Consider the following 22,367-nt stretch of genomic DNA (forward strand, 5'->3'; position numbering starts at 1 on the left):
CACCCCATCGGGTGCCCCGCCGTTCGGTGTCAGGGCCGTCGGGTGTCAGGCGCGGTCGAACGTGTCGGGGTTCGGGCCGGTGCGGCCTTCCTCACCCTTGTCCAGTTCGGTGAGCGCATCCAGGTCGTCGGGGCTCAGCTCGAAGTCGAAGATGTCGAAGTTGTCCTTGATGCGTTGCGGTGTCACCGATTTCGGGAAGATGACGTCACCGCGCTGGATGTGCCAGCGCAACACCACCTGGGCCGGTGACTTGCCGGTGGCCTTCGCGATGCCGTCGACCACCGGGTCGTCGAGGACCTTGCCCTGCGCGATGGGCGACCAGGCCTCGGTGACGATGCCATGTGACGCGCCGTAGCGACGCACCTCGGCGTTGGTGAAGTAGGGATGCACCTCGATCTGGTTCACGGCGGGCACGGTCTCGGTCTCGGCGGCCAGTCGCTCCAGGTGCGGCACCTGGAAGTTCGAGACCCCGATGCTGCGGGCCCGGCCGTCGGCCTTGAACTCCTCGAGCGTGCGCCACGTCGAGACGAAGTCGCCACCGTAGAGCGTGGGCAGCGGCCAGTGGATGAGGAACAGGTCGACGTAGTCGAAGCCCAGGTCGGCCAGGGTCTGGTCGAACGCCTTGCGGGCGTCGGCGGGCTCGTGGAAGCCGTTGTTGAGCTTGCTGGTCACGAAGACGTCGCCGCGGTCGATGCCCGAGGCGCGGATGCCCTCTCCGACGCCCTTCTCGTTGCCGTACATCTCGGCGGTGTCGATGTGCCGATAGCCGGTCTCCAACGCCGTGCGGACGGTGTCGGCGGTCTCCTCGGGCTTCACCTGGTAGACGCCGAACCCGAGCTGGGGGATGTGGGCGCCGTCGTTGAGTTCGATGCTGGGAACAGTGGTCACCGGGACAGCGTGCCCAGCGTCGGCGCGGCGCAAACGGCACTCAGTTCAGGTCACCGGCGGTGGTCGCGACGTCGTCGCCGAACCACTTCTCCTTGATGAGGGCGTAGGTGCCGTCTTCGCGCATGGTGATCAACGTCTGGTTCACGGGCTTGCGCAACGGGCTGTCGAGGGCGAGGACGAAACCCTGGTCCTCCTCCTGAAAGATCGGTCCCGCCATGACGGCGACGCCCTCCCCGCGGTGAGCCACGTAGTAGCGCAGCACCGGGGTGTCACCCACGACGGCGTCGTAGCCGTCGTCCCGCAGCAGCGCGTAGGCGTCCTCGATGTCCTTGGTCTCGGTGGCGTCGATGCCCATTCCCTGCAGGAACTGGGCGGCCGTGGTGCCGGCCACCACGGCCACCGACTTGTCGTACAGGTCTGCGGGCCCACTGATCTTGGCGTCGAGCTTCGCCACCGTCAGTGTCGCGCTGAGATTGGCCGAGTAGAAGGATACGAACACGATGGCCGCGAAACCCCACAGGATCGCCAGTCCCTTGGTCCACGTCGTCGTCGCGGACGTGCTCTGCCGCCCGACCAGTGAACCCACGCCCCAGCCGAACGCCTCGACGATGCCCGGCCAGTACCTTCGCGACACGACCGGCGTCGCGCTGCGCCGTTCGACGATCCAGAACACGTGGGCCGGCACGATGCTGACGATCACGGCGGCCGCGATCCAGATCAGCATGGTGCGTGACAGGAGCAGGTCGAGGTAGCCGCCCAGACCGGGGACCGACGGCCGCGTGTCGGCGACGGGCACGATGATCTGCAGCCCGGAATCCATCGTCGCCTGGGAGAAGTCGAACGACCTCTCCCGCTCGGCGGTGATGGAGATGCCGCCGACCGCGATCTGGGCGCGCCCGTCGGCCACCGCCGCGAGTTGACCGGCGACGTCGCCGGTGTCGACGTAGGTGGTGTCGTAGTCGAGCCGTTGGGCGATCTCGTTCCACAGGTCGACGCTGAACCCGGTCAGGGCGCCGCTACTCGTCGTCATCACGAAGGGCGCCAACGTGTGCACCGCGACGGTCACCGCACGCCCCGGCGTCACCGGCGCCGGGGCGGGAGTCGGTTCCGGCGCGGCGTTCGCGATCGGCGTCCCCGCCGCCAGCGCACCGAACATGCTGAACCACAACACCGTTGCCGTCAGTGCGGACCAGCGCACGCCGTCTCCTCATCGATTCGTCGCCGACCGACGACGCAGGCGACCGTGGTGGTCGGTGATCGCGTCGTTCGTCGCAGCCAGTGCGTCGAGGTGATCCAACGACCGTACCGTCCCAGCGCACCGCTGCGGCCGGTGCCCCCGGGCAGGCGTCGACTCAGAACCCACCGATCGGATGGCCGAACCCGCCGCATGGGTGATGCCCACGCGTTCTCGCGAGGACATGCTGGATGTCGTGAACCGAACCGATCACTCGGCCGCGCAACCCGCGGACCCGGGGGCCCGCGCCCGCGCCGCCGCGATCGCCGTCGTGGTGGTCTCCGTCATCATCACCGCGATCATCGTCGTCGGCATTCATCTGCTGCGGATGAAGGGTCTACTGGCGTGACGGCAGGTGATCGCACGGGTGTGCGCGAGCACTCTCGTCCTTGCGGGCGATGAGGAACGCTTGCGGCGTGGATTCCACGCCATCCCCGTCGGGGTGCCGCACCAGCTCGGCATACATCCGAAAACCCGCGTGGGCGAGGACTTCTGCGACGTCGCGGGGTCGACGTCGGATGAACGTCAGCGACACCGGACGGTCGAATGCCTCGGTCAGGACCCGCGGCTCGTCACCCACCTGAAACGCCAACAGCAACAGTCCGGACGGCTCGAGCACCCGATGGAATTCGTGGAACACCCCGGCCAGATGATCGTCGGGCACGTGGATGATCGAGTACCAGGCACACACTCCGCCCGCGCTGCCGTCGGACAACCCGTCGAGATCGACCATGGACCCGATGCTGAAACGCAGGTCTGGATTGAGGCGCCTGGCCTGGCCGATCATGTTCGCAGACAGGTCGATTCCGTGGACGTCCAGCCCGCGCGCCGCCAGCATCGCCGTGGTGGCGCCGGTTCCGCAGCCGACGTCCACGACGCGCGTGTTCGCTCCGCCGAGAATCAGATCCGCGAAGGCGGAGATCATCGACTTGTCGACGGGCTTGGCATCGAGATGGTGGTGGAATCGTTCGGCGTAGTCCACCGCCGTGCGATCGTAACCCTCCCGCGTGTCGGCGATGAAGTCCCATGGGCCCATACCCGGCATTGTTCTGGAATCGGGCCGCACCGCACGACGGCGCGCCGCCGTGCGGTGCGCTTCCGGCTCGTGGTCAGCGGGCTGGTGGCGGCGATCCGACGGTCGGCACCTGTGCTGGGCCACCGGATCCCGGGCCGTCTCCCAGACCGTCGCCCGGACCGACCCAGCCGCCCCAGGCCTCGTCGCCGCCGTGGTCGAACGATCCCATGTCCCAATCGGCTTCGTAACCGCCGTCGTCGGGATCCATGCCGGAGTGGCTGCCGACCAACAGGCCGAGTGCGAAGATGGCGCCGGCGATGACGACGCCGCCCACGGCGATTCCCATGCCGGCCGCGATGCGGTAGATCCGCGTGGAGGGCGCCGAGCGGGGCGTCGTCGGAGGGGCACTGGGCGCGGCGACGATGGGCGTCTGCGCGGATGCCTGCTGCGTTTCGGACATGGCACCAGCGTGACAACGCATCCGGGCCAGGACCATCCGCCACGAGGCCGGACGTGGCATCCACCTGGACGGACTTCATCGCCGTGCAGCGGCAACGGTCGCCGGCGCCCGACCCGTCAGTCCGTCCTTGCAGGCGTCGGTGGGACGGGGCCGTAGAGACGCGAGATGATCAGGGGCGCAGCCACTCCGTGCAGCAGCAAGCTGCTCAGCACGATGATGCACGTGGCGGCGAGAACGGCCTCGCCGTCGGCGGTCGGCAGCGCGTTGTAGGCGATGAGCCCGAACACGATGGAGGCGGCACCCCTTGGCCCCATGACGGCCATGAAGACCACGTCGCGCCGGTCGGTTCCGAACCGATCATCGAGATCATCACGGGCACGATCCGGCCCAGGGTGAGGACGAATGCCGCGAGGACGATCGCGGGCCACCAGTCGAAGTTCCCGACCACGAGGATGGCACCGGCGATGCCGAACGCCAACCACAACACGAGATTCACCAGGCCGGCGACGTCCTGCGCCAAGGTGAACTGCGCAGGCGGCTCGTCGTCGGGCACCGACGTCTCGGCCGCCAGGGCGATGCGGAAGGCCACGCCGCAGACGAAGGCGGCCACGAAGCCGTTGCCGTGCACGCCGAGTGCCACGGCGAAGGTGAAGAACGGCAAGGCCAAGATGCCGACGCGCGTGCTGTGGGTGTCCGACCACTTGCGGCGGTCGGCCTCCCGGAACAGCCATCCTGCGAGGAAGCCGATCGCAGCTCCGACGCCGATGGCGATCGCGCCGGCCGGTGCCGCCTTGGCGAATGCGGCGAGCGCCTGCTGTTCGGGATCGCCCGTGGTGGTCGCCAACGCCACCGAGGCCAACAGGAAGGGCGCCACCAGGCCGTCGTTGTAGCCACTCTCCACGGCGAGCCAGCCGCGGACGCGTTCGGGTATGCGGCGGTCTCGGATGATGGAGAACTCGGGCGAGAAGTCCACGGGGACCGCCAGACACGTGATGGCGAGGACGGCGACCACGGACAGTCCGAGCGGCAACGAGAGACCGACGAGCAGCACCAGCCCCAGCGACAGCGGAAGCGCGATCGCGAGCAGGCGCAACGGGACGCTGGTCGCGTGCGACCGCAGCGATCCACGCAGTTCGACGGCGTCGACGAACAGCAGCAGCGCCAAGATGAGTTCGGCGGCGAGCAGGGCCATCTTCGAGTCGAAGAACGTCGTGCTCTCGTCGGTGACGAACCATCCGATGACCGCGCCGAGAGCCACCATGAGCAGCGGCCCGGTGATCGAGTACCTCTTCAGCCGCCGATGGCACAGCGCCCAGATCAGCATGGGGCCCGCCAGAATCAGCAGGACGGCGGTCATCAGGTATCCCCTCGCCACTCGACGCGTCTGCCGGACGCGGCCATCGCGCTGTATTCAACCCGACGACACGCCGGCCGTCGCCGCGTGGCCCGCTCAGCCGGCCCGCAACACCCCGAGCAGGTGGCGCGCGGCGCGCACCCGGTCGGCCGCCGGGCCGCGCAGCTCGTCGAGTGCGCACTCCGGATCCGCGGGCGGGCCCAGATGCCCGCAGCCGCGCGGACAGTCCTCCAGGGCGTCGGCGAGGTCCGAGAACGCCAACAGGACGTCGTCGGGCGCGATGTGCGCCAACCCGAACGACCGGATGCCCGGGGTGTCGACGACCCACCCGGAGTCGGCCAGCGGCAGCGCCACCGACTGCGTCGACGTGTGCTTGCCCTTGCCCACCCCGGAGACCTCGCCGGTGGCCCGGTCGGCATCCGGCACCACCCGGTTGACCAACGTCGACTTCCCGACGCCGGAGTGGCCGAGCAATACCGTCACCCGGTCGTGCAGCAGCGGCTCGACGGCGTCGAGGTCGTCGTCGCGGCCCGCCGCCACCACGGTCAGGTCCAGTCCGGCGAACTGCTCGGCGAAGGGTTCGGGCGGCGCCAGATCGGACTTGGTCAGACACAGAATGGGTTGCAGCCCACCGGCGTACGCGGCGACCAGCGCGCGCTCCACGAACCCGGTGCGCGGTGGGGGATCGGCCAGCGCCACCACGATCAGCAGCTGATCGGCGTTCGCCACGACGACGCGCTCGGTCGGGTCGGTGTCGTCGGCGGTGCGCCGCAGGACGGTACGGCGGTCCCCGCGCCGCACGATGCGCGCCAGCGTGTCGGGCTTGCCCGACAGGTCGCCGACGACGTCCACGTCGTCGCCGACGACGATCGGGGTGCGGCCCAGTTCGCGGGCGCGCATCGCGGTGACCACGCGGTCGGGGTCGCGGCCCAGCGCGCACCCCCAGCGGCCGCGGTCCACCGTGACCACCATCGCCTGCTGGGCGTCGGCATGCTCGGGTCGGGTCTTGGTGCGCGGCCGTGACCCCCGTCCGGACCGCACCCGGACGTCGGATTCGTCGTACTCGCGAGTCCTCAAGGCGCCGAGGGGATTTGCCCGTCGAGCAGATCGGCCCACAGCTGCGGGAAGTCCGGCAGCGTCTTGGCGGTGGTGGCGATGTTCTCGACCTCCACGCCCGCCACCTTCAGACCGACGATGGCGCCTGCCGTGGCCATCCGATGGTCGGCATACGACCGCCACACCCCACCGTGCAGCGGCGTGGCGGTGATCGTCAACCCGTCGGGGGTCTCCTCACACCGCCCGCCCAGACGGTTGATCTCCTCGGTGAGAGCGGCCAACCGGTCGGTCTCGTGGCCGCGCAGGTGCGCGATGCCGCGCAACCGCGACGTCTCGCCCGGCTCGGCGACGGCCGCCACCGCCGCGACCGCGGGTGCCAGCTCGCCGATCTCGCCGAGGTCGACGTCGAAGCCGCCGAAGGCGTAGTCGGGGCCGTCGACCTCCAGATAGTGGCTGCCGAGGGTGACGGTGGCGCCCATGGTGCGCAGCAGCGCCACCACGGCGTCGCGCGGCTGCACGCTGTGGGCGGGCCAGCCGGTGATGCGTACGGCACCGCCGGTCACCAGAGCGGCCGCCAAGAACGGCACCGCATTGGACAGGTCGGGTTCGATGGCCCAGTCGCGGGCGGCCACGGCGCCCGGGCGGACGTGCCAGCGGTTGGCCGTCGCATCGTCGACCTCCACCCCGGCGTCGCGCAGCATCGTGACCGTCATCGCGACGTGGGGGGCCGACGGCACCGTCTCCCCGGTGTGCAGCACCTCGAGACCATCGGTGAACGTCGCCCCCGCCAGCAGCAGCCCCGACACGAACTGCGACGACGCGGAGGCGTCGATGCGCACCGTGCCGCCCCGTACCGATCCCGTGCCGCGCACCCGGAACGGCAGCGCGTTCCCGTCGACGTCGACGCCCACGTCGCGCAACGCATCCAGCAGGGGGGCGATGGGTCGCGACCGCGCCTGCTCGTCACCGTCGAACGTGACGACCTGCCTGCCCAGCCCCGCCAGTGCGGGCACGAACCGCAGCACGGTACCCGCCAATCCGCAGTCGACGCGGGCGTCGGCACCCGGGTCGATGGCCCCGCCGACGGTCAGCTCGGTGTCGTCGCCCTCGATGGTCACGCCGAGTGCGCGCAGGGCGTCGATCATCAGATCGGTGTCGCGGCTGCGCAGCGCACCCGTCAGCGTCGACGTCCCGGTACCGGTCCCCAGCGCCGCCAGGATCAGGGCGCGGTTGGTCTGCGACTTCGAGCCGGGCACCGCGACCGTCGCGCGGATGGGGGCGGGGGCCGTCGGTGCGGGCCAGTGGTCGGACTGCTCCTCGCCGGCGCGGTTGCTCACGTCACCATCCTGCCTTGTCGGGCGCAGGCCCCGCCGGTGTCCCCCGCGCGTGCCACCATGGACCCCATGTGCGGGCGATTCGCGGTGACCACCGACCCGGCCCTGCTCGCCGAGAAGATCAAGGCGATCGACGAGGCGACGGCCGAGGCGGGCAAGGGCGGCGGCAGCGGGGCCAACTCCGGGGCCAACCACGGGGCGAACTACAACGTGGCACCCACCACCACCGTCGCCACCGTCGTGCGGCGGCACGCCGAGCCCGACGACGACCCGACGCGGCGCGTGCGTGCCATGCGCTGGGGCCTGGTGCCGCCGTGGGCCAAGGCCGCCGCCGACGGCGGCCCCGACACCAAGGCCGGTCCGCTGCTCATCAACGCCCGGTCGGACAAGGTGACGTCGTCGCCGGCGTTCCGCAGCTCGGCCAAGTCCAAGCGGTGCCTGGTGCCGATGGACGGCTGGTACGAGTGGAAGGGCACCAAGGGCGACAAGACGCCGTACTACATGTACGCCGGTGACGGCGAGCCGTTGTTCATGGCAGGCCTGTGGTCGACGTGGCGCCCCAAGAACGCGGCCAAGAACGCGGCCGGGGACGCGGCCGACAACGCCACGCCGCTGTTGAGCTGCACCATCATCACCACCGAGGCCGCCGCCCAGCTCGCCGACGTGCACGACCGCATGCCGCTGACCATCAGCGAGGCCGACTGGGACCGCTGGCTGGACCCCGACGCGCCCATCGACGAGGGCCTGCTGCGCGGGCACGGCGACCTGGACCGCATCCGGATCCGGGAGGTGTCGCGGCTGGTCAACAGCGTCCGCAACAACGGGCCCGAACTCATCGAGGCCGTGTCCGGCGACGCGGCGGGCGAGCAGGGCACGCTGCTGTGACCCACCCGCTGGCGACCGGCGGCGTCGTGGACGCGCTGGCGCGGGACCTGAGGGCGGCCGGCTACACCACCGAGGGCGTGGCGGATCTGCTGGGCGCCGACGCCGGTGCCGCGTTCAGTCGCGGGCTGTGGTGGTCGGCGTTGCGGGCCACCGATCGCGCGGCGCCCGAGCAGCGGCGGTTGGCGACGTGCGTGCGCCTGTTCCTGCTCGGCACCGACGAAGATCGCGCGCGGGTCGCCGAGGTCTTTCCCACCACCAGCGTCGCGGCCCTGATCGGCGACGGGGTACTGGAGGACGGGGTACTGGAGGACGGGGTACTGGAGGACGTCGACACCTCGACCGTGCGGGCCGCACTCGACGTGCGTCCGCACGGCGACGGCACTCGCGACTTCCTGGTGGTCTCCGATCAGGACTCCGCGCTGCGCGCCGGTCCGGTGCGTCCCGATCACGTGCTGGGCATCGGCGGCGCGTCGGTGTCGCTGGCGTCGGCCGTCGTGCGGTCACCCGTGGGGCGCGCGCTCGACCTCGGCACCGGCTGCGGCATCCAGGCGTTGCACCTGGCCGCCCACTGCGAGGAGATCGTCGCGACCGACACCAACGAGCGTGCGCTCGCGCTGGCCGCGGCCACGGCCCGGCTCAACGGGATGTCCTGGGATCTGCGCCGCGGCAGCCTGTTCGAGCCGGTGGCGGGGGAGCGGTTCGACCTGATCGTGTCGAATCCGCCGTTCGTGGTGGGCACCGGCGCACTGGACTACGAGTACCGCGACTCCGGCATGGCCGGCGATGCGCTGTCGCGCCACCTCGTCGAGCGCGTCGGGGATCACCTGGAACCCGGCGGGACGGCGCAGATCATGGCGAACTGGATCGTGCGCCGCGGCGACGAGGCCGGGGCGTGGCGCGACCGCGTGCGGAGCTGGCTCGCGGGCACCGGCCTGCACGCCTGGGTGGTGCAGCGCGAGTTCGCCGACCCGGTGAGCTACGTGTCGCTGTGGACCTCCGATGCCGGGGAGCAGCCGCAGGAGGCGGCGCGCCGCGGCGGTCGGTGGCTGGACTGGTTCGAGTCCGAGGGCATCGCGGGGGTCGGCATGGGCATGGTGACCGTCCGTGCCCCGCGGCGCGGCGAGACGCGTCCGCCCGACCAGGTCTTCGAGGAGATCACCGGTGCCGACGAGGCGCTGACCGGACCGGAGGTCGAGGCGTTCTTCGCCCGCAGGGAGTACCTGCACGACACCAGCGACGCCCGGTTGCTCGCGACGCGGCTGTCGACGGCGCCGGTGATCCTGGAGGAGCAGTCGCTACCCGGGGAGCACGGGTGGCAGGTGGTGGGCGCCGCGGTACGCCGCCCGGGTGGCCCGGCCGCGGTCCTCGGCGTCGACGAGGTGTCGCGGGCGCTGCTCGCCGGCTGCCGCGGCGAGGTGCCGCTGGGAATGCTCGTCGAGTTGCTGGCGGCCCACCACGGGGTGGATCCCGACGCGCTCGCCGAGGCCGCGATGCTGGTGGTGCGCGAGGCCATCGGACGCGGAATCCTCTACGAGGCAGGCTGATCGGTGCATCCCGAACTGATCGACTATCCCGTCGAGGCGCCGTCGTTGCCCGCGCCGGTGCTGTTCGACCAGTTCTGGGCCGACCTGACGTTCGTGCACTGGCCGGTGGAGCCGGCGGCGGTCGCGCGGTTCTTTCCGGCGGGCACTCGACCGGATGTGTTCGAGGGTCGCACCTACGTGGGGCTGGTGCCCTTCGTGATGCGCCACGTCGCGCTCGGTTCGGCATTGCGGGTGCCGTACTTCGGCCACTTCGCCGAGACCAACGTGCGCCTGTACTCCGTCGACGACGCCGGCCGCCGCGGCGTGCTGTTCCGGTCCCTGGAGACCGAGCGTGCCGCCGTCGTCCCCGTCACCCGGCTCGGCCTGGGGATGCCGTATACGTGGGCCCGGATGCGGGTGTCGCGGTCTGCGGGGCACATCGCCTACGACAGCCGGCGGCGCTGGCCGCACGCCGGTCTGCGCAGTCACGTGGCCGTCCGCATCGGCGCGCCGGTCGAACCGACACCAGTGGAGGTGTGGCTGACGGCCCGCTGGGGTGCCCACACCCGGGTCGGCGGGCGGACGTGGTGGATTCCGAACCGGCACGCCGCATGGCCCCTGCACCACGCCGAGGTCGAGTCGCTGCACGACGACCTGGTCGCCGCCGCAGGCGTCCGGCCGTGCGGTCCGCCGTTGCGGGCCCTGTTCTCCCCGGGAGTGCACTCGCGGTTCGGTGGGCCCGCCCGGGTCGCGTGAGTCAGCGCCGGCGCATCGCGCTGGCCACCACGTAGCGGGCGTCGAAGGCGACCCCGGAGGCGCTCACGTGGGGGCGCAGGGCCTCGGCGAACGCGTCGCGGAGGCGGCGACGCTGGTCGGCCGACGCCCGGCCGAATACGTCGACGTGCATGGGTGATTCGTGTTCCAGGAACGCCATGGCCGCGTCCGGCGAGGCGAACGTCCACGACAGCACCCCGACCTCGACCACGACGTCGGCGAAGTGCGGTGCGAGGCGCCGCGCCACGACCTCGGGATCGCCCCACTGGTCGGGCGTGAAGTCGCGGGGCGGGGGCGCCCCGAGCACGGCCACGATCGGATCGTAGAGCGGGTTGTCGCCGCCGCGCTGCCACGCCGAGAATGCCAGCACGCCTTCGGGTTTGAGCAGGCGCACGATCTCGGCCACCTGCCGCAGCGGGTCGACGAAGATGATGCCCATGTTGGACACCACCGCGTCGGCGCCGGCGGCGGGCAGGCCGGTGGCGGCGGCGTCGGCCGCGTGCCAGGTGATCTCGAGGTCTCCCGCCTTGGCGCGGGCCTGGTCGAGCAGCTCCGGCGTCAGGTCCACGCCGGTGACCCGTGCCCCCCGGCGTGCGGCCGCCAGCGCTGCGCTGCCGGTACCGCAGGCCAGGTCGAGCACGGCGGCACCGGCCAGCGTGCGACGACGGTCGGCGGCGGCCACCACCTCCTCGGCGATGCGGGAGATGCGTTCGGCCACCGACTCGTACCGGCCTGCCGCCCAGATCGACGCCGCGTTCACTCCGGTCGCGCGCCGTACCCGGGCGGGTTCGGGGCGTCCACCCACAGGTCCACCCCCAGCTCGGAACCGGGCACGCAGTCATACACCGACAGGTCGGTGACACCGGACTCCAGCAGCACGTCCTCGCACAACAGGCTGTGCCCGGTGTAGCTCGACGGCTTGGTCAGGATGGCGTACGCGGCGTCGGCGTAGACGGCGGGTTTGCGGGCACGTGCCATGGCCTCGTCGCCGCCCAGCAGGTTCTGCACGGCCGCCGTGGCCACCAGCGTGCGCGGCCACAGCGTGTTCGACGCGATCCCGGCCTCGCGCATCTCCTCGGCGACGCCCAACGCGCACAACGTCATTCCGAACTTCGCCATCATGTACGCCGTCGGCTTGAGCCACTGCGACTCCAGCCGGATGGGCGGCGACAGCGTCAGCACGTGCGGGTTCTCGCGGCCCATCATGTGGGGCAGGCACGCCTGCGTCACGGTGTAGGTGCCGCGCACCTGGATGCCGTTCATCAGGTCGAAGCGCTTGAGCGGCACCTCGGTGATGGACCCCAGGTTGATCGCCGAGGCGTTGTTCACGCAGATGTCGATCCCGCCGAACCGGTCGACGGTCTGCGCCACCGCGTCCGCCACCGAGTCGCCGTCGCGGATGTCGCCGACGATGGGCAGCGCCTGCCCGCCGGCCTCCTCGATCTCCTTGGCCGCGGTGTACACGGTGCCCTCGAGCTTGGGGTGGGGTTCGGCGGTCTTGGCGATCAGGGCGACGTTGGCGCCGTCGGCGGCGGCGCGCTTGGCGATGGCCAGGCCGATGCCGCGGCTCGCGCCGGAGATGAACATGGTCTTTCCGTGCAGCGTCATGGGGCAACCCTAGACAGCGCGGATGTCGGCGGTGACGGCATCGGTCAGTCGGACCAGATCTTCGGGTGCCAACGCAACGTCCACGCCGCGCTTGCCCGCGCTGCACAGCACGCGGTCCCACTGCAGCGCCGAGACGTCGACGACGGTGGGGAGTTGCTTGCGCTGGCCCAGCGGTGAGATGCCGCCCAGGACGTAGCCGGTGGCGCGTTGCGCGGCGGCGGGGTCGGCCAACTCGGCCTTGGCGGCGCCCAGCGCCGCGGCGGCGGCCTTCAGCGACAGCTTCGACGGCACGGGGACCACTGCGACGCCCAATCCTGCGGGCAGTGCGATGACGAGGGTCTTGAAGATCTGGGCCGCGGCGAAGCCTGCGCCCGCCAACTCGGCGGCCGCCTCGTCGCCGAAGGACTCGGCGCGCGGGTCGTGGTGGTACTTCACCACCTCGTGGGCGACGCCCGCGGTGACCAGGGTGGAGATCGCCGGGGTTGCCGACCGTGCCGTACGTGCCACCGGCTCACCCTAGTGTCGCGGGGAATGAGCCGCGCCGTACCCGCGGTTGTTAGGGGCGGAGCAACGAGTCCCCCGACGTCCGCTCGAGCCATCGCGCGGTGTCGGACGCGGCAACTAGGATCGACGAAAGGTGACCTTTGGTGCCAACGGCATGCTTGGAGCGTCCGGCGGTTCTGCTGGACCCGGTGGTCGCCGCGATAGAAGGGACGGTGTCCATCGAGATGACTGACTCGAGCGTGGCATCCGGCGATGCTCCGGTCACGGATGTGCGGTCCGAGGCGAAGTCCGACGCGAAGTCCGAGGCGAGGTCCGAGGAGACCGACGCCGAGTTGACGGCGCGGTTCGAGCGCGATGCGATCCCGCTGCTCGACCAGCTCTACGGCGGTGCGCTGCGAATGACCCGCAATCCCGCCGATGCCGAGGACCTGCTGCAGGAGACCATGGTCAAGGCGTATGCCGGCTTCCGGTCGTTCCGCGAGGGCACCAACCTCAAGGCCTGGCTGTACCGCGTCCTGACCAACACCTACATCAACAGTTACCGCAAGAAGCAGCGGCAACCGGCCGAGTACCCCACCGACGAGATCACCGATTGGCAGCTGGCGGCCAACGCCGAGCACTCGTCGACGGGGTTGCGATCGGCCGAGGTGGAGGCCCTCGAGGCCCTGCCGGACACCGAGATCAAGGCCGCGCTGCAGGCGCTGCCCGAAGAATTTCGCATGGCGGTCTACTACGCCGATGTCGAGGGGTTCCCCTACAAGGAGATCGCCGAGATCATGGACACCCCGATCGGTACCGTCATGTCGCGGCTGCACCGTGGCCGCAAGCAGCTCCGCGAGCTGTTGGCCGACGTCGCCAAGGATCGCGGTTTCATTCGAGGACAGCAGCTCGGGGAACCCGAGGAGGTCACGTCATGAGTGAAGGATTCGAGCGTCCGGAGGGCCACGACTTCACGCCGCCCATCGGTCCCGTCGACCCCGAGCACCCGGAGTGTGCCTCGGTGATCGCCGAGGTATGGACGCTGCTGGACGGCGAGTGCACCGAGCAGACGCGCGACAAGCTCAAGCAGCACCTCGAGGAATGCCCCACGTGCCTGCGGCACTACGGCGTCGAGGAGCGCGTGAAGCGGCTCATCGCCACCAAGTGCAGCGGTGAGCGGGCGCCGGAGTCGCTGCGGCAGCGGCTGCGCGTCGAGATCAGCCGCACCACGATCATCCGCGGCTGAGCCAGACAGACGAAGACGGCGGCCCATCGGGCCGCCGTCTTGGTATGCGCTCGTAGGTCAGGCGTTGGGGCGCTTGCCGTGGTTCGCCTTCGAGTGCTTGCGATCGCGCTTCTTGCGGCCACGCTTGGCCATGGTGGTTCCTCCATCGGGATGTCGAAGATGCTGCTTGCGTCGACTACGTCGCCCCACAGTGTCGCACGGCAGCGGGGGTGAGTTCCAATGCGTCGTCGGCGGGCGCATGTGGTTCGATGGAGTCCCCGATTCTTGGGGACAGTCGAGACGAGTGGAGTTGAAGATGGCCGAGGACGTTCGCGCCGAGATCGTGGCCAGCGTGCTGGAGGTCGTGGTCAGCGAAGGCGACCAGATCGGCGCAGGCGACACGCTCGTGCTGCTGGAGTCGATGAAGATGGAGATCCCCGTCATCGCCGAAGTGGCAGGCACCATCTCGTCGGTCAACGTCTCCGTCGGCGACGTCATCCAGGCAGGCGACCTCATCGCCGTCATCAGCTAGGCACGTCGAGCCTCCGGAGTCCACCCGTGTCGACCCTCGGTGACCTGCTCGCCGAGCACACGATGCTGCCCGGCAGCGCCGTCGACCACCTGCACGCCGTGGTCGGGGAGTGGCAGCTGCTGGCGGACCTGTCGTTCGCCGACTACCTGATGTGGGTGCGTCGCGACGACGGCGTGCTGGTGTGCGTCGCGCAGGTCCGGCCCAACACCGCGTCGACGGTGTTGCTCGCCGACGCCGTCGGGACGCAGAACCAACCGGACGCCATGCCCGTCGTCACCGACGCGTTCGCGTCCGGGCACATCGGCCGCGAGAGCGATTCCCGCCAGGAGCACGCCGACACGGGGTGGCTGGACACCGAGGCCGTCCCGGTGCGGCACGGCAACCGCGTGGTGGCCGTGCTGACCCATCAGACCGCGCTGGCCGATGCGCGCAAGGCCAGCCCCCTGGAGCGCGCGTACCTGGATTGCGCCCGCAACCTGTTGCACATGCTGTCGGAGGGCACGTTCCCCAACGTCGGGGACGTGGCGATGTCGCGGTCCAGCCCCCGTGTCGGGGATGGGTTCATCCGGTTGGACGGTGAGGGCGTGGTGGTGTTCGCGAGCCCCAACGCCATCTCGGCCTATCACCGCATGGGCCTGCCCGCAGAGCTGGAGGGCCACGATCTGGTCAGCGTCACGCGGCCGTTGATCTCCGACCCGTTCGAGGCCCAGGAGCTGGCGAAACACGTGCGCGACTCGCTCGAAGGCGGCTCCAGCATGCGTCTGGAGGTCGACGCCGGCGGTGCTGCCGTACTGCTGCGCACGTTGCCGCTGGTGGTGCACGGGGCCGCGGCGGGGGCGGCGATGCTCATCCGCGACGTCACCGAGGTCAAGCGCCGCGACCGCGCCCTGCTGTCCAAGGACGCGACCATCCGTGAGATCCACCATCGCGTGAAGAACAACCTGCAGACCGTTGCCGCGCTGCTGCGTCTGCAGGCACGTCGGACGACCAACGCCGAGGGACGCGAGGCGCTCATCGAGTCGGTGCGCCGGGTGTCGTCGATCGCGCTCGTACACGACGCGCTGTCGATGTCGGTCGACGAAGAGGTGAACCTCGACGAGGTGGTGGACCGGATCGTGCCGATCATGAACGACGTCGCGACCGTCGACGCGCCCATCCGCATCGTGCGCGACGGTGATCTGGGGGTGCTCGACGCCGACCGCGCGACCGCATTGGTCATGGTGGTCACCGAGTTGGTGCAGAACGCGATCGAGCACGCCTACGAGGACACGGCCGCGCAGGGGTGCATCACCATTCGCGCCGAGCGGTCCGCCCGCTGGCTCGACGTGGTGGTGCGTGACGACGGCCGCGGCCTGCCCGACGGGTTCACCCTCGAGGGCTCCGACAGGTTGGGCCTCCAGATCGTGCGCACCCTGGTCGCCGCGGAGTTGGACGGCTCGCTGACCATGCACGACGCGGCCGAGGGCGGCACCGAGGTGGTGCTGCGCGTGCCGATCGGCAGACGATCGCGCACCACGCAGTAGGGGTCCTTGCAGTAGGGATCCAGCGACCGGTCCCGCATACGACGACGGCCCCGGTGGAGTCACCGGGGCCGTCGTCGTGTCGACTGTTGCGTCAGACGCTGGTGCGGGCCTTCGTGCGCGCGTTGCGACGCTTGAGTGCGCGGCGCTCGTCCTCGCTCATGCCGCCCCACACGCCCGCGTCCTGGCCGGACTCCAAGGCCCAGGTCAGGCACTCGGTGGTCACGGGGCAGCGGTTGCAGACCAGCTTCGCGTCGGCAATCTGCGCGATAGCCGGTCCGCTGTTCCCCACGGGGAAGAACAGTTCCGGGTCCTCGTCACGACAGACCGCCTTGTGCCGCCAATCCATGGTCAAACTCCTTGTCGTTCTCAAAAACGTCGTGCGCACAGCACGGCGCACTAGCTTTTTCGTCTTCGGCTGTTAACGCGTGCACACAAATGTTTCTGCGTTGTTGCATCCGATGTTTTCACAGGCTGACGGGAAGTCAAGGGATGCGCGTTGACACGTGTGCAATGTCACTTGGTGTTCCGGTGGCACCGCGTTGGCAGTGCCCTCAATCCGTTGTACTACACTGATTCCGCTTGCGCCCTAAATCAGGCGCTCTGCAAGCAAAGTCACAGTTCAGTAGCCTTTGGCCGGCGTCAGCGAGTTTCCGGCGGCGGCGCCACCACGCCGAGGGCGTCCGGCACCGAGGTGAAGGTCACGGACTCGCGCGTCCCCACGTAGTCGCCGTCGATCTGGCACGGCACCGGCGCATCCGCGGTCACCGTGATCCAGGCCAGGTCGTCCTCGCGGATCAGGTGGGGGGCCTCGATGCGCGGGGTGCGCGCCACCATGCGGCGCACCAACTTGAGGTTGGCCCACACGTTCATGCTGGTGGTGGCGAAGACGCCCAGCCCGGTGTCGAACGTGGTCGTCGGGTTGGTCCACACCGGGCGGGTGTTGGCGTAGGTCCACGGGCTGGAGTTCGACACGAACGCGAAGTGCACGCCCGTCACCGGTTCGCGGTCGGGCAGGTGCAGGGTCAGCGACGGTTCCTTGCGGGCGCTGGCCAGCACCTCCCGCACGGCGACGCGGATGTAGCGCCCCGCCGTGACGGCCCGGCCGCGTTCGCGTTGGCGCTCGACGGCGGCCACGACGGCGCCGTCGACGCCCATCCCCGCGGTGAACACACCCCACCTCTCGCCGCAGTCCATCAGGCCGATGCGCCGCCACGCGGCGCCGCCGCGGCGGGCGCTCAGCAGGTCGACGAGCTGATTGGTCGCCTCGACGGGGTCGGAACTGATGCCCAGGGCCCTGGCGAACACGTTGGCCGACCCGCCGGGCACCACGCCGACGGCGGGTGCGTTCGGGTCGGGTACGGCGCGCTGCGGGCCACACGGGCCCAAGATGCCGTTGACCACCTCGTTCACCGTGCCGTCGCCGCCGTGCACGATCACCACGTCGACGCCGTCCCGCGCCGCGTCGGCCGCGATCTCGATGGCGTGGCCGCGATGATCGGTGTGCATCACGGTCAGGTCGACGCGGCTTTCGAGCGCATGGGCCAGCAGATCCCGCCCAGCGGGCGTCGTCGACGTTGCGTTCGGGTTCACGATCAGCACGGCACGCACGGGCACTCAGCCTAGCCATCGTCAGGCTCTACGCTGTCCTGCGTGACGGTTCCCTCTCCACCGGCGGTGCGCCGGGCCGGCGTGATCGTGGGCGTCGAGGCCGCCGCGCTGCTGGCCATGGCGGTCGCCGAGGCGGCGTTCTACTTCCGCGGATCGGGCTCGATCGCGGGCTTCAACGGTCTGGGGACCGCCGGGTGGTTCGCGGTCATGGGGTCGGCGGTCGCTGCGTCGTCGTGGGCGCTGCTCACCGGGCGGCGGTGGGGCCGCGGCATCGCCGTGTTCGCCCAACTGCTGTTGCTGCCGGTGTCCTACTACATGGCCATCGGTTCGGCGCAGTGGCTGCTGGGCGTCCCGGTGGCCTTCGCCGCCGTCGCCACCCTGGTGTCGTTGTTCAGTCGGTCAGCGGTGAATTGGTATGCCGGTCAAGACGATTCGGCCAGCGCCGACAACTCCGAGCCCGACACCCGGTAGCGAATCCACTCGTTCTGCTGCACGCCGCCCACCGCGTCGTAGAGGGCGATGGCGTTGACGTTCCAGTCGAGCACGGCCCACTCCAGCCGGGTGTAGCCGTTGGCGGTGCACACCTGGGCCAGCGTGCTCAGCAGGCGGCGAGCCAGTCCCAGCCGACGAAAGTCGGGGCGCACGAACAGGTCTTCGAGGTACACGCCCGCGACGCCGTCCCACGTCGAGAAGGTGCGGTACCACAGGGCGCACGCCGCGGCGCGGCCGTCGACCTCCGCCACGAACGCCGACGCCGCGGGCTGCTCGCCGAACAGGGCCGTGGTCAACAGCGTTTCGGTGACCGTGCACTGGTCGAGCGCGTTCTCGAAGTCGGCCAGTTCGCGAATCATCGAGACCAGGTCGGCCTCGTCGCCTGGCCGCGCAGGCCGGATGCTGATGGTCATGGGTGCTCCGTTCGGCCCTCGATGGTGTTCGCGTCGATCACAGTCGCACGCCCAACGCCGTGGCGATGGTGCGGAACTTCGTGATCGTCTCTGCCAGTTCCTCGTCGGGATCCGACTCGGCGACGATACCGCCGCCGGCCCGGGCGTCGGCCACGCGGCGGTCGGGGGACAGTTCGGCGCAGCGGATCGAGACCACCCAGCGGCCGTCCCCGTTGGCGGCGCACCACCCGACGGCCCCGGCGTAGAACCCACGGTCGCCCTCGATGTCGCGGATCAGTTCCGTCGCGGCCAGCGCGGGGACTCCGCCGACGGCCGGCGTCGGGTGCAGCGCCACCGCCAGATCCAAGGCGGTGGTGGACGATTGGCGCAGGGACGCGCGGATCGGGGTGTTCAGGTGCCAGACGGCGGCGGTGCGGCTGAGTTCCGGGGTCGGTGCGATGGTGACGTCGGTGCACAGCGGTTCCAACGCCTCGCGCATCGCGTCGACCACCAGCTGGTGCTCGTGCCGGTTCTTCGCCGACGCCGCCAGGGCCCGTCCGTTGGCGGCGTCGACGGCCGGATCCGGTGATCGTGGCGCCGACCCGGCGAACGGTCGGCACGTGACCACGTCGCCGCGGCGGGCCACCAGCAACTCCGGGCTCGCGCCCACCAGCGCGGTGCCGCGGAACCGGTCCCCGGCAGCCGTCAGATCGACGAAATACGTCGTGGCCGTGGGGTCTTCGGCGAGAACGTGCAGCAGGTTCGCAACGTCCAGGGGAGCATCGGCGACCAGTCGCAGGGCGCGCGCCAGGACCACCTTGTGCAGGCCTGCGGCCGGATCGCGCAGCCGCAGCAGGGCGGCCGCGACGCGTCGGCGGTGTTCCTGCGGCGCGGGGATCTCGCGGTCGACGCGGACCACCGGCGGCGGCGTGTCGCAGGGGGCGGGCAACCCGGCGTCGAACCGGATCCGTGCCGGCCGGACCAGTGCGGCCGGTCGGGTCAGGTCGAACGGCAGGGCGCCGACGACGATCGGGGCGGCGCCCGACGCCAGCGCCGCCCGCGCATCGTCGATCCGTGGGTATGCGCCGTCGCTGCCGTCGGCGACGACGGTGCCGTCCGGCCCGTGCAGGACGAACGTGGGATCGGCCATCAGGCCGGCAGGCACGGGTTGGAATGCCCCGTGAGCCCCAGCGCGCTGACCTGGCGGACCCCGTGTTCGAACCCGCACACCGCGATGCCCGCGGGCACCATCGCCAGCCGGATGCCCTGGGCGACGGGTAGCTCGATCCACCGCGACAGCACGGAACGGGAGAAGTGGCCGTGGCCGACGAACACCACGTCGCGCTCCACCATGTGCCCGAGCGCGGTGCCGACGGCGCGGTCGGCGCGCACGGTCACGTCGGCGACGCTCTCGCCACCGGGGCAGCCGTGGGTCCACACCATCCAGTCCGGCACCCGTTCGCGGATCTGCGGCGTGGTGAGGCCCTCGTAGTCGCCGTAGTCCCATTCGGCGAGCAGCGGCGTCACCTCGTCGACGCGCAACCCGGCCAACTCCGCGGTCGCCACCGCGCGCACGCGCGGGCTCGCGAGTACCAGGGGATCCTCCAGGCGGAGTTCGGCGAGCGCTTCGGCCGCCAGCTTGGCCTGCCTGCGGCCCTCGTCGGTGAGTTCGAGGTCGGTACGCCCGGTGTGGCGACCCGACTTGGACCATTCCGTCTCGCCGTGGCGCAGCAGGATCAGGCGATGCCGTTCGACAGTCACATCCGCGATTGTGCCGCACGCCCCCATTTCGGGCTCCCGTGCTTGGATGGTGTCGTGACGCACGTACTGGCGGTCGCCAATCAAAAGGGTGGGGTGGCCAAGACCACGACGGTGGCGTCGTTGGGCGCGGCGATGACGGAGCTGGGCAAGCGCGTCCTGCTCGTCGACCTGGACCCGCAGGGCTGTCTGACCTTCTCGTTGGGACAGGACCCCGACAAGCTCGCCGTGTCGGTGCACGAGGTGCTGCTCGGCGACGTCGAGCCCAGCGCTGCGCTGGTTCCCACCACCGAGGGCATGACGCTGCTGCCCGCCAACATCGACCTGGCGGGTGCCGAGGCCATGCTGCTCATGCGGGCGGGACGCGAGTACGCGCTCAAGCGCGCGTTGGCGAAGGTGACCGAGGCGGGGGAGGGCCAGGACGGCTTCGACGTCGTCGTGATCGACTGCCCGCCGTCGCTGGGCGTGCTGACGCTCAACGGGTTGACCGCAGCCGACGACGTCATCGTGCCGCTGCAGTGCGAGACGTTGGCCCATCGCGGCGTCGGCCAGTTCCTGCGCACCGTGAACGACGTGCAGCAGATCACCAACGCGGATCTGACGCTGCTGGGCGCGCTGCCCACCCTGTACGACTCGCGGACGACACACAGCCGCGACGTGCTGTTCGACGTGGCCGACCGCTACGGGCTGGTGGTGCTCGCCCCGCCGATTCCGCGAACGGTGCGCTTCGCGGAGGCCAGTGCGTCGGGCGCGTCGGTGCTCACGGGTCGCAAGAACAAGGGGGCCGGCGCCTACCGCGAGCTGGCCGAGTCGCTGCTCGCGCACTGGGAGTCGGGCACGGCGCTGCCTGCCTACACGCCGGAGGTTTGACGCGTCAGCCCAGCGCCACCAGCGTGGCGCCGCGCTGCTCGAGCAGCTCGGACCCGGCGACGGCGGGCACGACGGGATCCTGCGATGCCGTCCGGGACAGCTCGATGTGGCGTTCACCGGTGCCGGTCACGGGGTCGAAGACGTCGTAGCCTGCGGTGACGGGCACCAGCAGCTTGCCCGCCATCACCACTCCCGGCCCGACGGGTGCCTGCCCGCCGACGGGGTTCACGGTGAACCGGTAGCGCAGACCGCTGGCCTCGAACACCATCACGGAGTCGCCCGTCCACCACGTGACGACGTTGCCGCTGCTGGTCGCCTTGGCCTGCGGGCTCGCGGGGCGGGGGAGCAGCGTGCTGGCGATCGTCGTCCCGGTGTCGTCGACGACCCGGACGGTCGGTTGCGGTGTCGGCACGTACAGCGCGGTGTAGGTGTCGGACACCGCCACCACGCGGGCGTCCGAGTCTGCGGGCACCCCCGGCAGCTCGACGAACTTCGACTCCGGTTCGTCTTCCTCGTCGGCGGGCTTGAGCAGCGTCAGCCTCGCGTTGGGTTCGCCGGGGCAGGCCTCGGTGATGGCCACCAGTGCCGTGCTGGACGCCGCCGAGGTCATCCGGCACAGCGGTTCGTGCGGTACCTCGGGCTTGAGGCGGGCGTCGAGCGCACCCCAGCTGATCATGCGCACCATGTCCGAGCGCCACAGTTCCAGTCGGTTCTCCCCGGCCGACAGCACCGAGGTGCCGTCGCTGGACAACGTGACGGTGCGGTCGGCGTAGGCGCTGCGCGTCGCGTCGCGTCGGCCGGTCTTGCCGTCGATGGTGGTTACCTGACCACATCCGCGGGAGTCGGGATAGACCGCGACGGCCTTGTCGTAGACCGAGGTGACGCCGCAGAGGTCGACGTCGCGGGCGTAACTCCACAGCACGTCGCCGGTCGCGGGGTCGCGACCGTCGACGGTGGTGCCGGACCCGGTGACCACGCTGCCGCCCGCCAGGACGGGTCGCGTGGTGTCGGGGCTGGCGGCCGTCCACAGTTGCCGTAGGGCCGCCGGTACCTCGCGCGCGGTCTTGAGCGCGGGCACCGGCGCGGCGGCCGGTGTGCTGATGGTGGCGCGGGCGTCGCTGGTCCACCAGATCGCGCCTGCGGCCACCGCGATCGCGATCACGATCGCGACGGCCGCCAGCACGTCGCCCTTGGTGCGGCGTTCCGGTTTGATCATCGAAGGTGCGTCGGTCTACCCGGAGGTCGGCGCGGCGGCGGAGGCGTTGCTGCGGCGGCGACGGCGGCGACGGGCACCCGAGCGGCTGCCGGACTCGCCTGCCTCGGCGGGGGCGTCCGCGTCGCCGGCGCGCACTG

The 22,367-nt window shown here is 70.7% G+C and carries 27 protein-coding genes; 10 read left to right on the plus strand and 17 right to left on the minus strand.

The features are described from left to right. Window positions 1–45 precede the first annotated feature (45 nt). Both AC30CM_RS23525 and AC30CM_RS23530 read right to left on the minus strand, forming a co-directional pair. Window positions 46–888 (minus strand): aldo/keto reductase, encoded by an 843-nt coding sequence (locus AC30CM_RS23525; protein ID WP_490119330.1) that lies wholly within the window; start codon window positions 886–888, stop codon window positions 46–48. A gap of 40 nt (window positions 889–928) precedes the next feature. After that, window positions 929–2,086: a transporter substrate-binding domain-containing protein gene (locus AC30CM_RS23530; protein WP_490119331.1), complete on the minus strand. Its 1,158-nt coding sequence runs from the start codon at window positions 2,084–2,086 to the stop codon at window positions 929–931. A gap of 232 nt (window positions 2,087–2,318) precedes the next feature. Here AC30CM_RS23530 and AC30CM_RS23535 point away from each other — a divergent pair, with 232 nt between their 5' ends. Next, window positions 2,319–2,471 (plus strand): hypothetical protein, encoded by a 153-nt coding sequence (locus AC30CM_RS23535; RefSeq protein WP_490119332.1) that lies wholly within the window; start codon window positions 2,319–2,321, stop codon window positions 2,469–2,471. Here the strand turns inward: AC30CM_RS23535 and AC30CM_RS23540 are convergent. The 5 genes from AC30CM_RS23540 to aroA all read right to left on the minus strand — a co-directional run bounded on the left by AC30CM_RS23540 (window position 2,460) and on the right by aroA (window position 7,344). Beyond that, window positions 2,460–3,158 carry a class I SAM-dependent DNA methyltransferase gene (locus AC30CM_RS23540; RefSeq protein WP_490119333.1) on the minus strand — a complete coding sequence of 233 codons (699 nt, stop codon included), beginning with the start codon at window positions 3,156–3,158 and terminating at the stop codon, window positions 2,460–2,462. The genes AC30CM_RS23535 and AC30CM_RS23540 overlap by 12 nt on opposite strands. Before the next feature lie 73 nt (window positions 3,159–3,231). Then, window positions 3,232–3,597: a hypothetical protein gene (locus AC30CM_RS23545; RefSeq protein WP_490119334.1), complete on the minus strand. Its 366-nt coding sequence runs from the start codon at window positions 3,595–3,597 to the stop codon at window positions 3,232–3,234. 205 nt (window positions 3,598–3,802) lie between these two features. Then, window positions 3,803–4,954, minus strand: a complete 1,152-nt coding sequence (locus AC30CM_RS23550) for a cation:proton antiporter domain-containing protein (protein WP_490119335.1) — start codon at window positions 4,952–4,954, stop codon at window positions 3,803–3,805. A gap of 93 nt (window positions 4,955–5,047) precedes the next feature. Then, window positions 5,048–6,028 (minus strand): ribosome small subunit-dependent GTPase A, encoded by a 981-nt coding sequence (rsgA, locus tag AC30CM_RS23555; protein WP_490119336.1) that lies wholly within the window; start codon window positions 6,026–6,028, stop codon window positions 5,048–5,050. Beyond that, window positions 6,025–7,344 carry a 3-phosphoshikimate 1-carboxyvinyltransferase gene (gene aroA, locus AC30CM_RS23560; protein ID WP_490119337.1) on the minus strand — a complete coding sequence of 440 codons (1,320 nt, stop codon included), beginning with the start codon at window positions 7,342–7,344 and terminating at the stop codon, window positions 6,025–6,027. The genes rsgA and aroA overlap by 4 nt, the downstream gene beginning before the upstream one ends. A 66-nt stretch (window positions 7,345–7,410) precedes the next feature. Here aroA and AC30CM_RS23565 point away from each other — a divergent pair, with 66 nt between their 5' ends. The 3 genes from AC30CM_RS23565 to AC30CM_RS23575 are packed head-to-tail and all read left to right on the plus strand — an operon-like array spanning window position 7,411 to window position 10,505. Then, on the plus strand, window positions 7,411–8,226 hold the full coding sequence (locus AC30CM_RS23565) for an SOS response-associated peptidase (protein WP_490119338.1): 816 nt from the start codon (window positions 7,411–7,413) through the stop codon (window positions 8,224–8,226). Next, window positions 8,223–9,770 (plus strand): DUF7782 domain-containing protein, encoded by a 1,548-nt coding sequence (locus AC30CM_RS23570; RefSeq protein ID WP_490119339.1) that lies wholly within the window; start codon window positions 8,223–8,225, stop codon window positions 9,768–9,770. The genes AC30CM_RS23565 and AC30CM_RS23570 overlap by 4 nt, the downstream gene beginning before the upstream one ends. 3 nt (window positions 9,771–9,773) lie before the next feature. Continuing rightward, window positions 9,774–10,505 (plus strand): YqjF family protein, encoded by a 732-nt coding sequence (locus AC30CM_RS23575; RefSeq protein WP_490119340.1) that lies wholly within the window; start codon window positions 9,774–9,776, stop codon window positions 10,503–10,505. 1 nt (window position 10,506) lies between these two features. Here AC30CM_RS23575 and AC30CM_RS23580 read toward each other — a convergent pair whose 3' ends face one another. Genes AC30CM_RS23580 through AC30CM_RS23590 form a run of 3 tightly spaced genes read right to left on the minus strand, consistent with a single transcriptional unit; the run spans window position 10,507 to window position 12,638 of the window. Then, window positions 10,507–11,283, minus strand: coding sequence for a class I SAM-dependent methyltransferase (locus tag AC30CM_RS23580; RefSeq protein WP_490119341.1), 777 nt, complete (start codon window positions 11,281–11,283; stop codon window positions 10,507–10,509). Then, on the minus strand, window positions 11,280–12,131 hold the full coding sequence (locus AC30CM_RS23585) for an SDR family oxidoreductase (protein ID WP_490119342.1): 852 nt from the start codon (window positions 12,129–12,131) through the stop codon (window positions 11,280–11,282). The genes AC30CM_RS23580 and AC30CM_RS23585 overlap by 4 nt, the downstream gene beginning before the upstream one ends. Before the next feature lie 9 nt (window positions 12,132–12,140). After that, window positions 12,141–12,638 carry a YbaK/EbsC family protein gene (locus AC30CM_RS23590; protein WP_490119343.1) on the minus strand — a complete coding sequence of 166 codons (498 nt, stop codon included), beginning with the start codon at window positions 12,636–12,638 and terminating at the stop codon, window positions 12,141–12,143. Window positions 12,639–12,778: 140 nt separating this feature from the next. On the opposite strand from AC30CM_RS23590, the gene AC30CM_RS23595 reads away from it, so the two are divergent. Both AC30CM_RS23595 and rsrA read left to right on the plus strand, forming a co-directional pair. Further along, window positions 12,779–13,552: a sigma-70 family RNA polymerase sigma factor gene (locus AC30CM_RS23595; protein ID WP_490119344.1), complete on the plus strand. Its 774-nt coding sequence runs from the start codon at window positions 12,779–12,781 to the stop codon at window positions 13,550–13,552. After that, window positions 13,549–13,860, plus strand: coding sequence for a mycothiol system anti-sigma-R factor (rsrA, locus tag AC30CM_RS23600; RefSeq protein WP_490119345.1), 312 nt, complete (start codon window positions 13,549–13,551; stop codon window positions 13,858–13,860). Before AC30CM_RS23595 ends, rsrA begins: the two co-directional genes overlap by 4 nt. 57 nt (window positions 13,861–13,917) lie before the next feature. Here the strand turns inward: rsrA and AC30CM_RS23605 are convergent, their stop codons facing one another. Further along, window positions 13,918–13,992: a 50S ribosomal protein bL37 gene (locus AC30CM_RS23605; protein ID WP_011728008.1), complete on the minus strand. Its 75-nt coding sequence runs from the start codon at window positions 13,990–13,992 to the stop codon at window positions 13,918–13,920. Window positions 13,993–14,155: 163 nt separating this feature from the next. Here AC30CM_RS23605 and AC30CM_RS23610 point away from each other — a divergent pair, with 163 nt between their 5' ends. Together AC30CM_RS23610 and AC30CM_RS23615 are read left to right on the plus strand one after the other, a co-directional pair. Continuing rightward, window positions 14,156–14,371 carry a biotin/lipoyl-binding carrier protein gene (locus AC30CM_RS23610; protein ID WP_490119346.1) on the plus strand — a complete coding sequence of 72 codons (216 nt, stop codon included), beginning with the start codon at window positions 14,156–14,158 and terminating at the stop codon, window positions 14,369–14,371. 26 nt (window positions 14,372–14,397) lie between these two features. Next, the gene (locus AC30CM_RS23615; protein WP_490119347.1) at window positions 14,398–15,894 is read left to right on the plus strand and encodes a sensor histidine kinase; all 1,497 of its coding nucleotides are present in this window, start codon (window positions 14,398–14,400) and stop codon (window positions 15,892–15,894) included. Window positions 15,895–15,985: 91 nt separating this feature from the next. Here the strand turns inward: AC30CM_RS23615 and AC30CM_RS23620 are convergent, their stop codons facing one another. Further along, window positions 15,986–16,240, minus strand: coding sequence for a WhiB family transcriptional regulator (locus tag AC30CM_RS23620; RefSeq protein ID WP_490119348.1), 255 nt, complete (start codon window positions 16,238–16,240; stop codon window positions 15,986–15,988). 293 nt (window positions 16,241–16,533) lie between these two features. Further along, the gene (locus tag AC30CM_RS23625; protein ID WP_490119349.1) at window positions 16,534–17,502 is read right to left on the minus strand and encodes a diacylglycerol/lipid kinase family protein; all 969 of its coding nucleotides are present in this window, start codon (window positions 17,500–17,502) and stop codon (window positions 16,534–16,536) included. 42 nt (window positions 17,503–17,544) lie between these two features. Here AC30CM_RS23625 and AC30CM_RS23630 point away from each other — a divergent pair, with 42 nt between their 5' ends. Continuing rightward, window positions 17,545–17,973 (plus strand): hypothetical protein, encoded by a 429-nt coding sequence (locus AC30CM_RS23630; protein WP_490119350.1) that lies wholly within the window; start codon window positions 17,545–17,547, stop codon window positions 17,971–17,973. Here AC30CM_RS23630 and AC30CM_RS23635 read toward each other — a convergent pair. The 3 genes from AC30CM_RS23635 to AC30CM_RS23645 are packed head-to-tail and all read right to left on the minus strand — an operon-like array spanning window position 17,925 to window position 20,147. Then, on the minus strand, window positions 17,925–18,407 hold the full coding sequence (locus tag AC30CM_RS23635) for a GNAT family N-acetyltransferase (protein ID WP_490119351.1): 483 nt from the start codon (window positions 18,405–18,407) through the stop codon (window positions 17,925–17,927). The genes AC30CM_RS23630 and AC30CM_RS23635 overlap by 49 nt on opposite strands. Window positions 18,408–18,444: 37 nt before the next feature. Continuing rightward, the gene (locus tag AC30CM_RS23640) at window positions 18,445–19,539 is read right to left on the minus strand and encodes an isochorismate synthase (protein WP_490119355.1); all 1,095 of its coding nucleotides are present in this window, start codon (window positions 19,537–19,539) and stop codon (window positions 18,445–18,447) included. Then, a complete protein-coding gene (locus AC30CM_RS23645) occupies window positions 19,536–20,147 on the minus strand; it encodes an acid phosphatase (RefSeq protein ID WP_490119352.1) in 612 nt (203 codons plus the stop codon). The genes AC30CM_RS23640 and AC30CM_RS23645 overlap by 4 nt, the downstream gene beginning before the upstream one ends. A gap of 54 nt (window positions 20,148–20,201) precedes the next feature. Here AC30CM_RS23645 and AC30CM_RS23650 point away from each other — a divergent pair, with 54 nt between their 5' ends. After that, a complete protein-coding gene (locus AC30CM_RS23650; protein WP_490119353.1) occupies window positions 20,202–21,014 on the plus strand; it encodes a ParA family protein in 813 nt (270 codons plus the stop codon). 4 nt (window positions 21,015–21,018) lie between these two features. Here AC30CM_RS23650 and AC30CM_RS23655 read toward each other — a convergent pair whose 3' ends face one another. Next, window positions 21,019–22,230 carry an Rv3212 family protein gene (locus AC30CM_RS23655; RefSeq protein WP_490119354.1) on the minus strand — a complete coding sequence of 404 codons (1,212 nt, stop codon included), beginning with the start codon at window positions 22,228–22,230 and terminating at the stop codon, window positions 21,019–21,021. Window positions 22,231–22,367 lie beyond the last annotated feature (137 nt).

The sequence above is a fragment of the Mycobacterium sp. DHQP2018-32-09 genome (genome assembly GCF_058148405.1).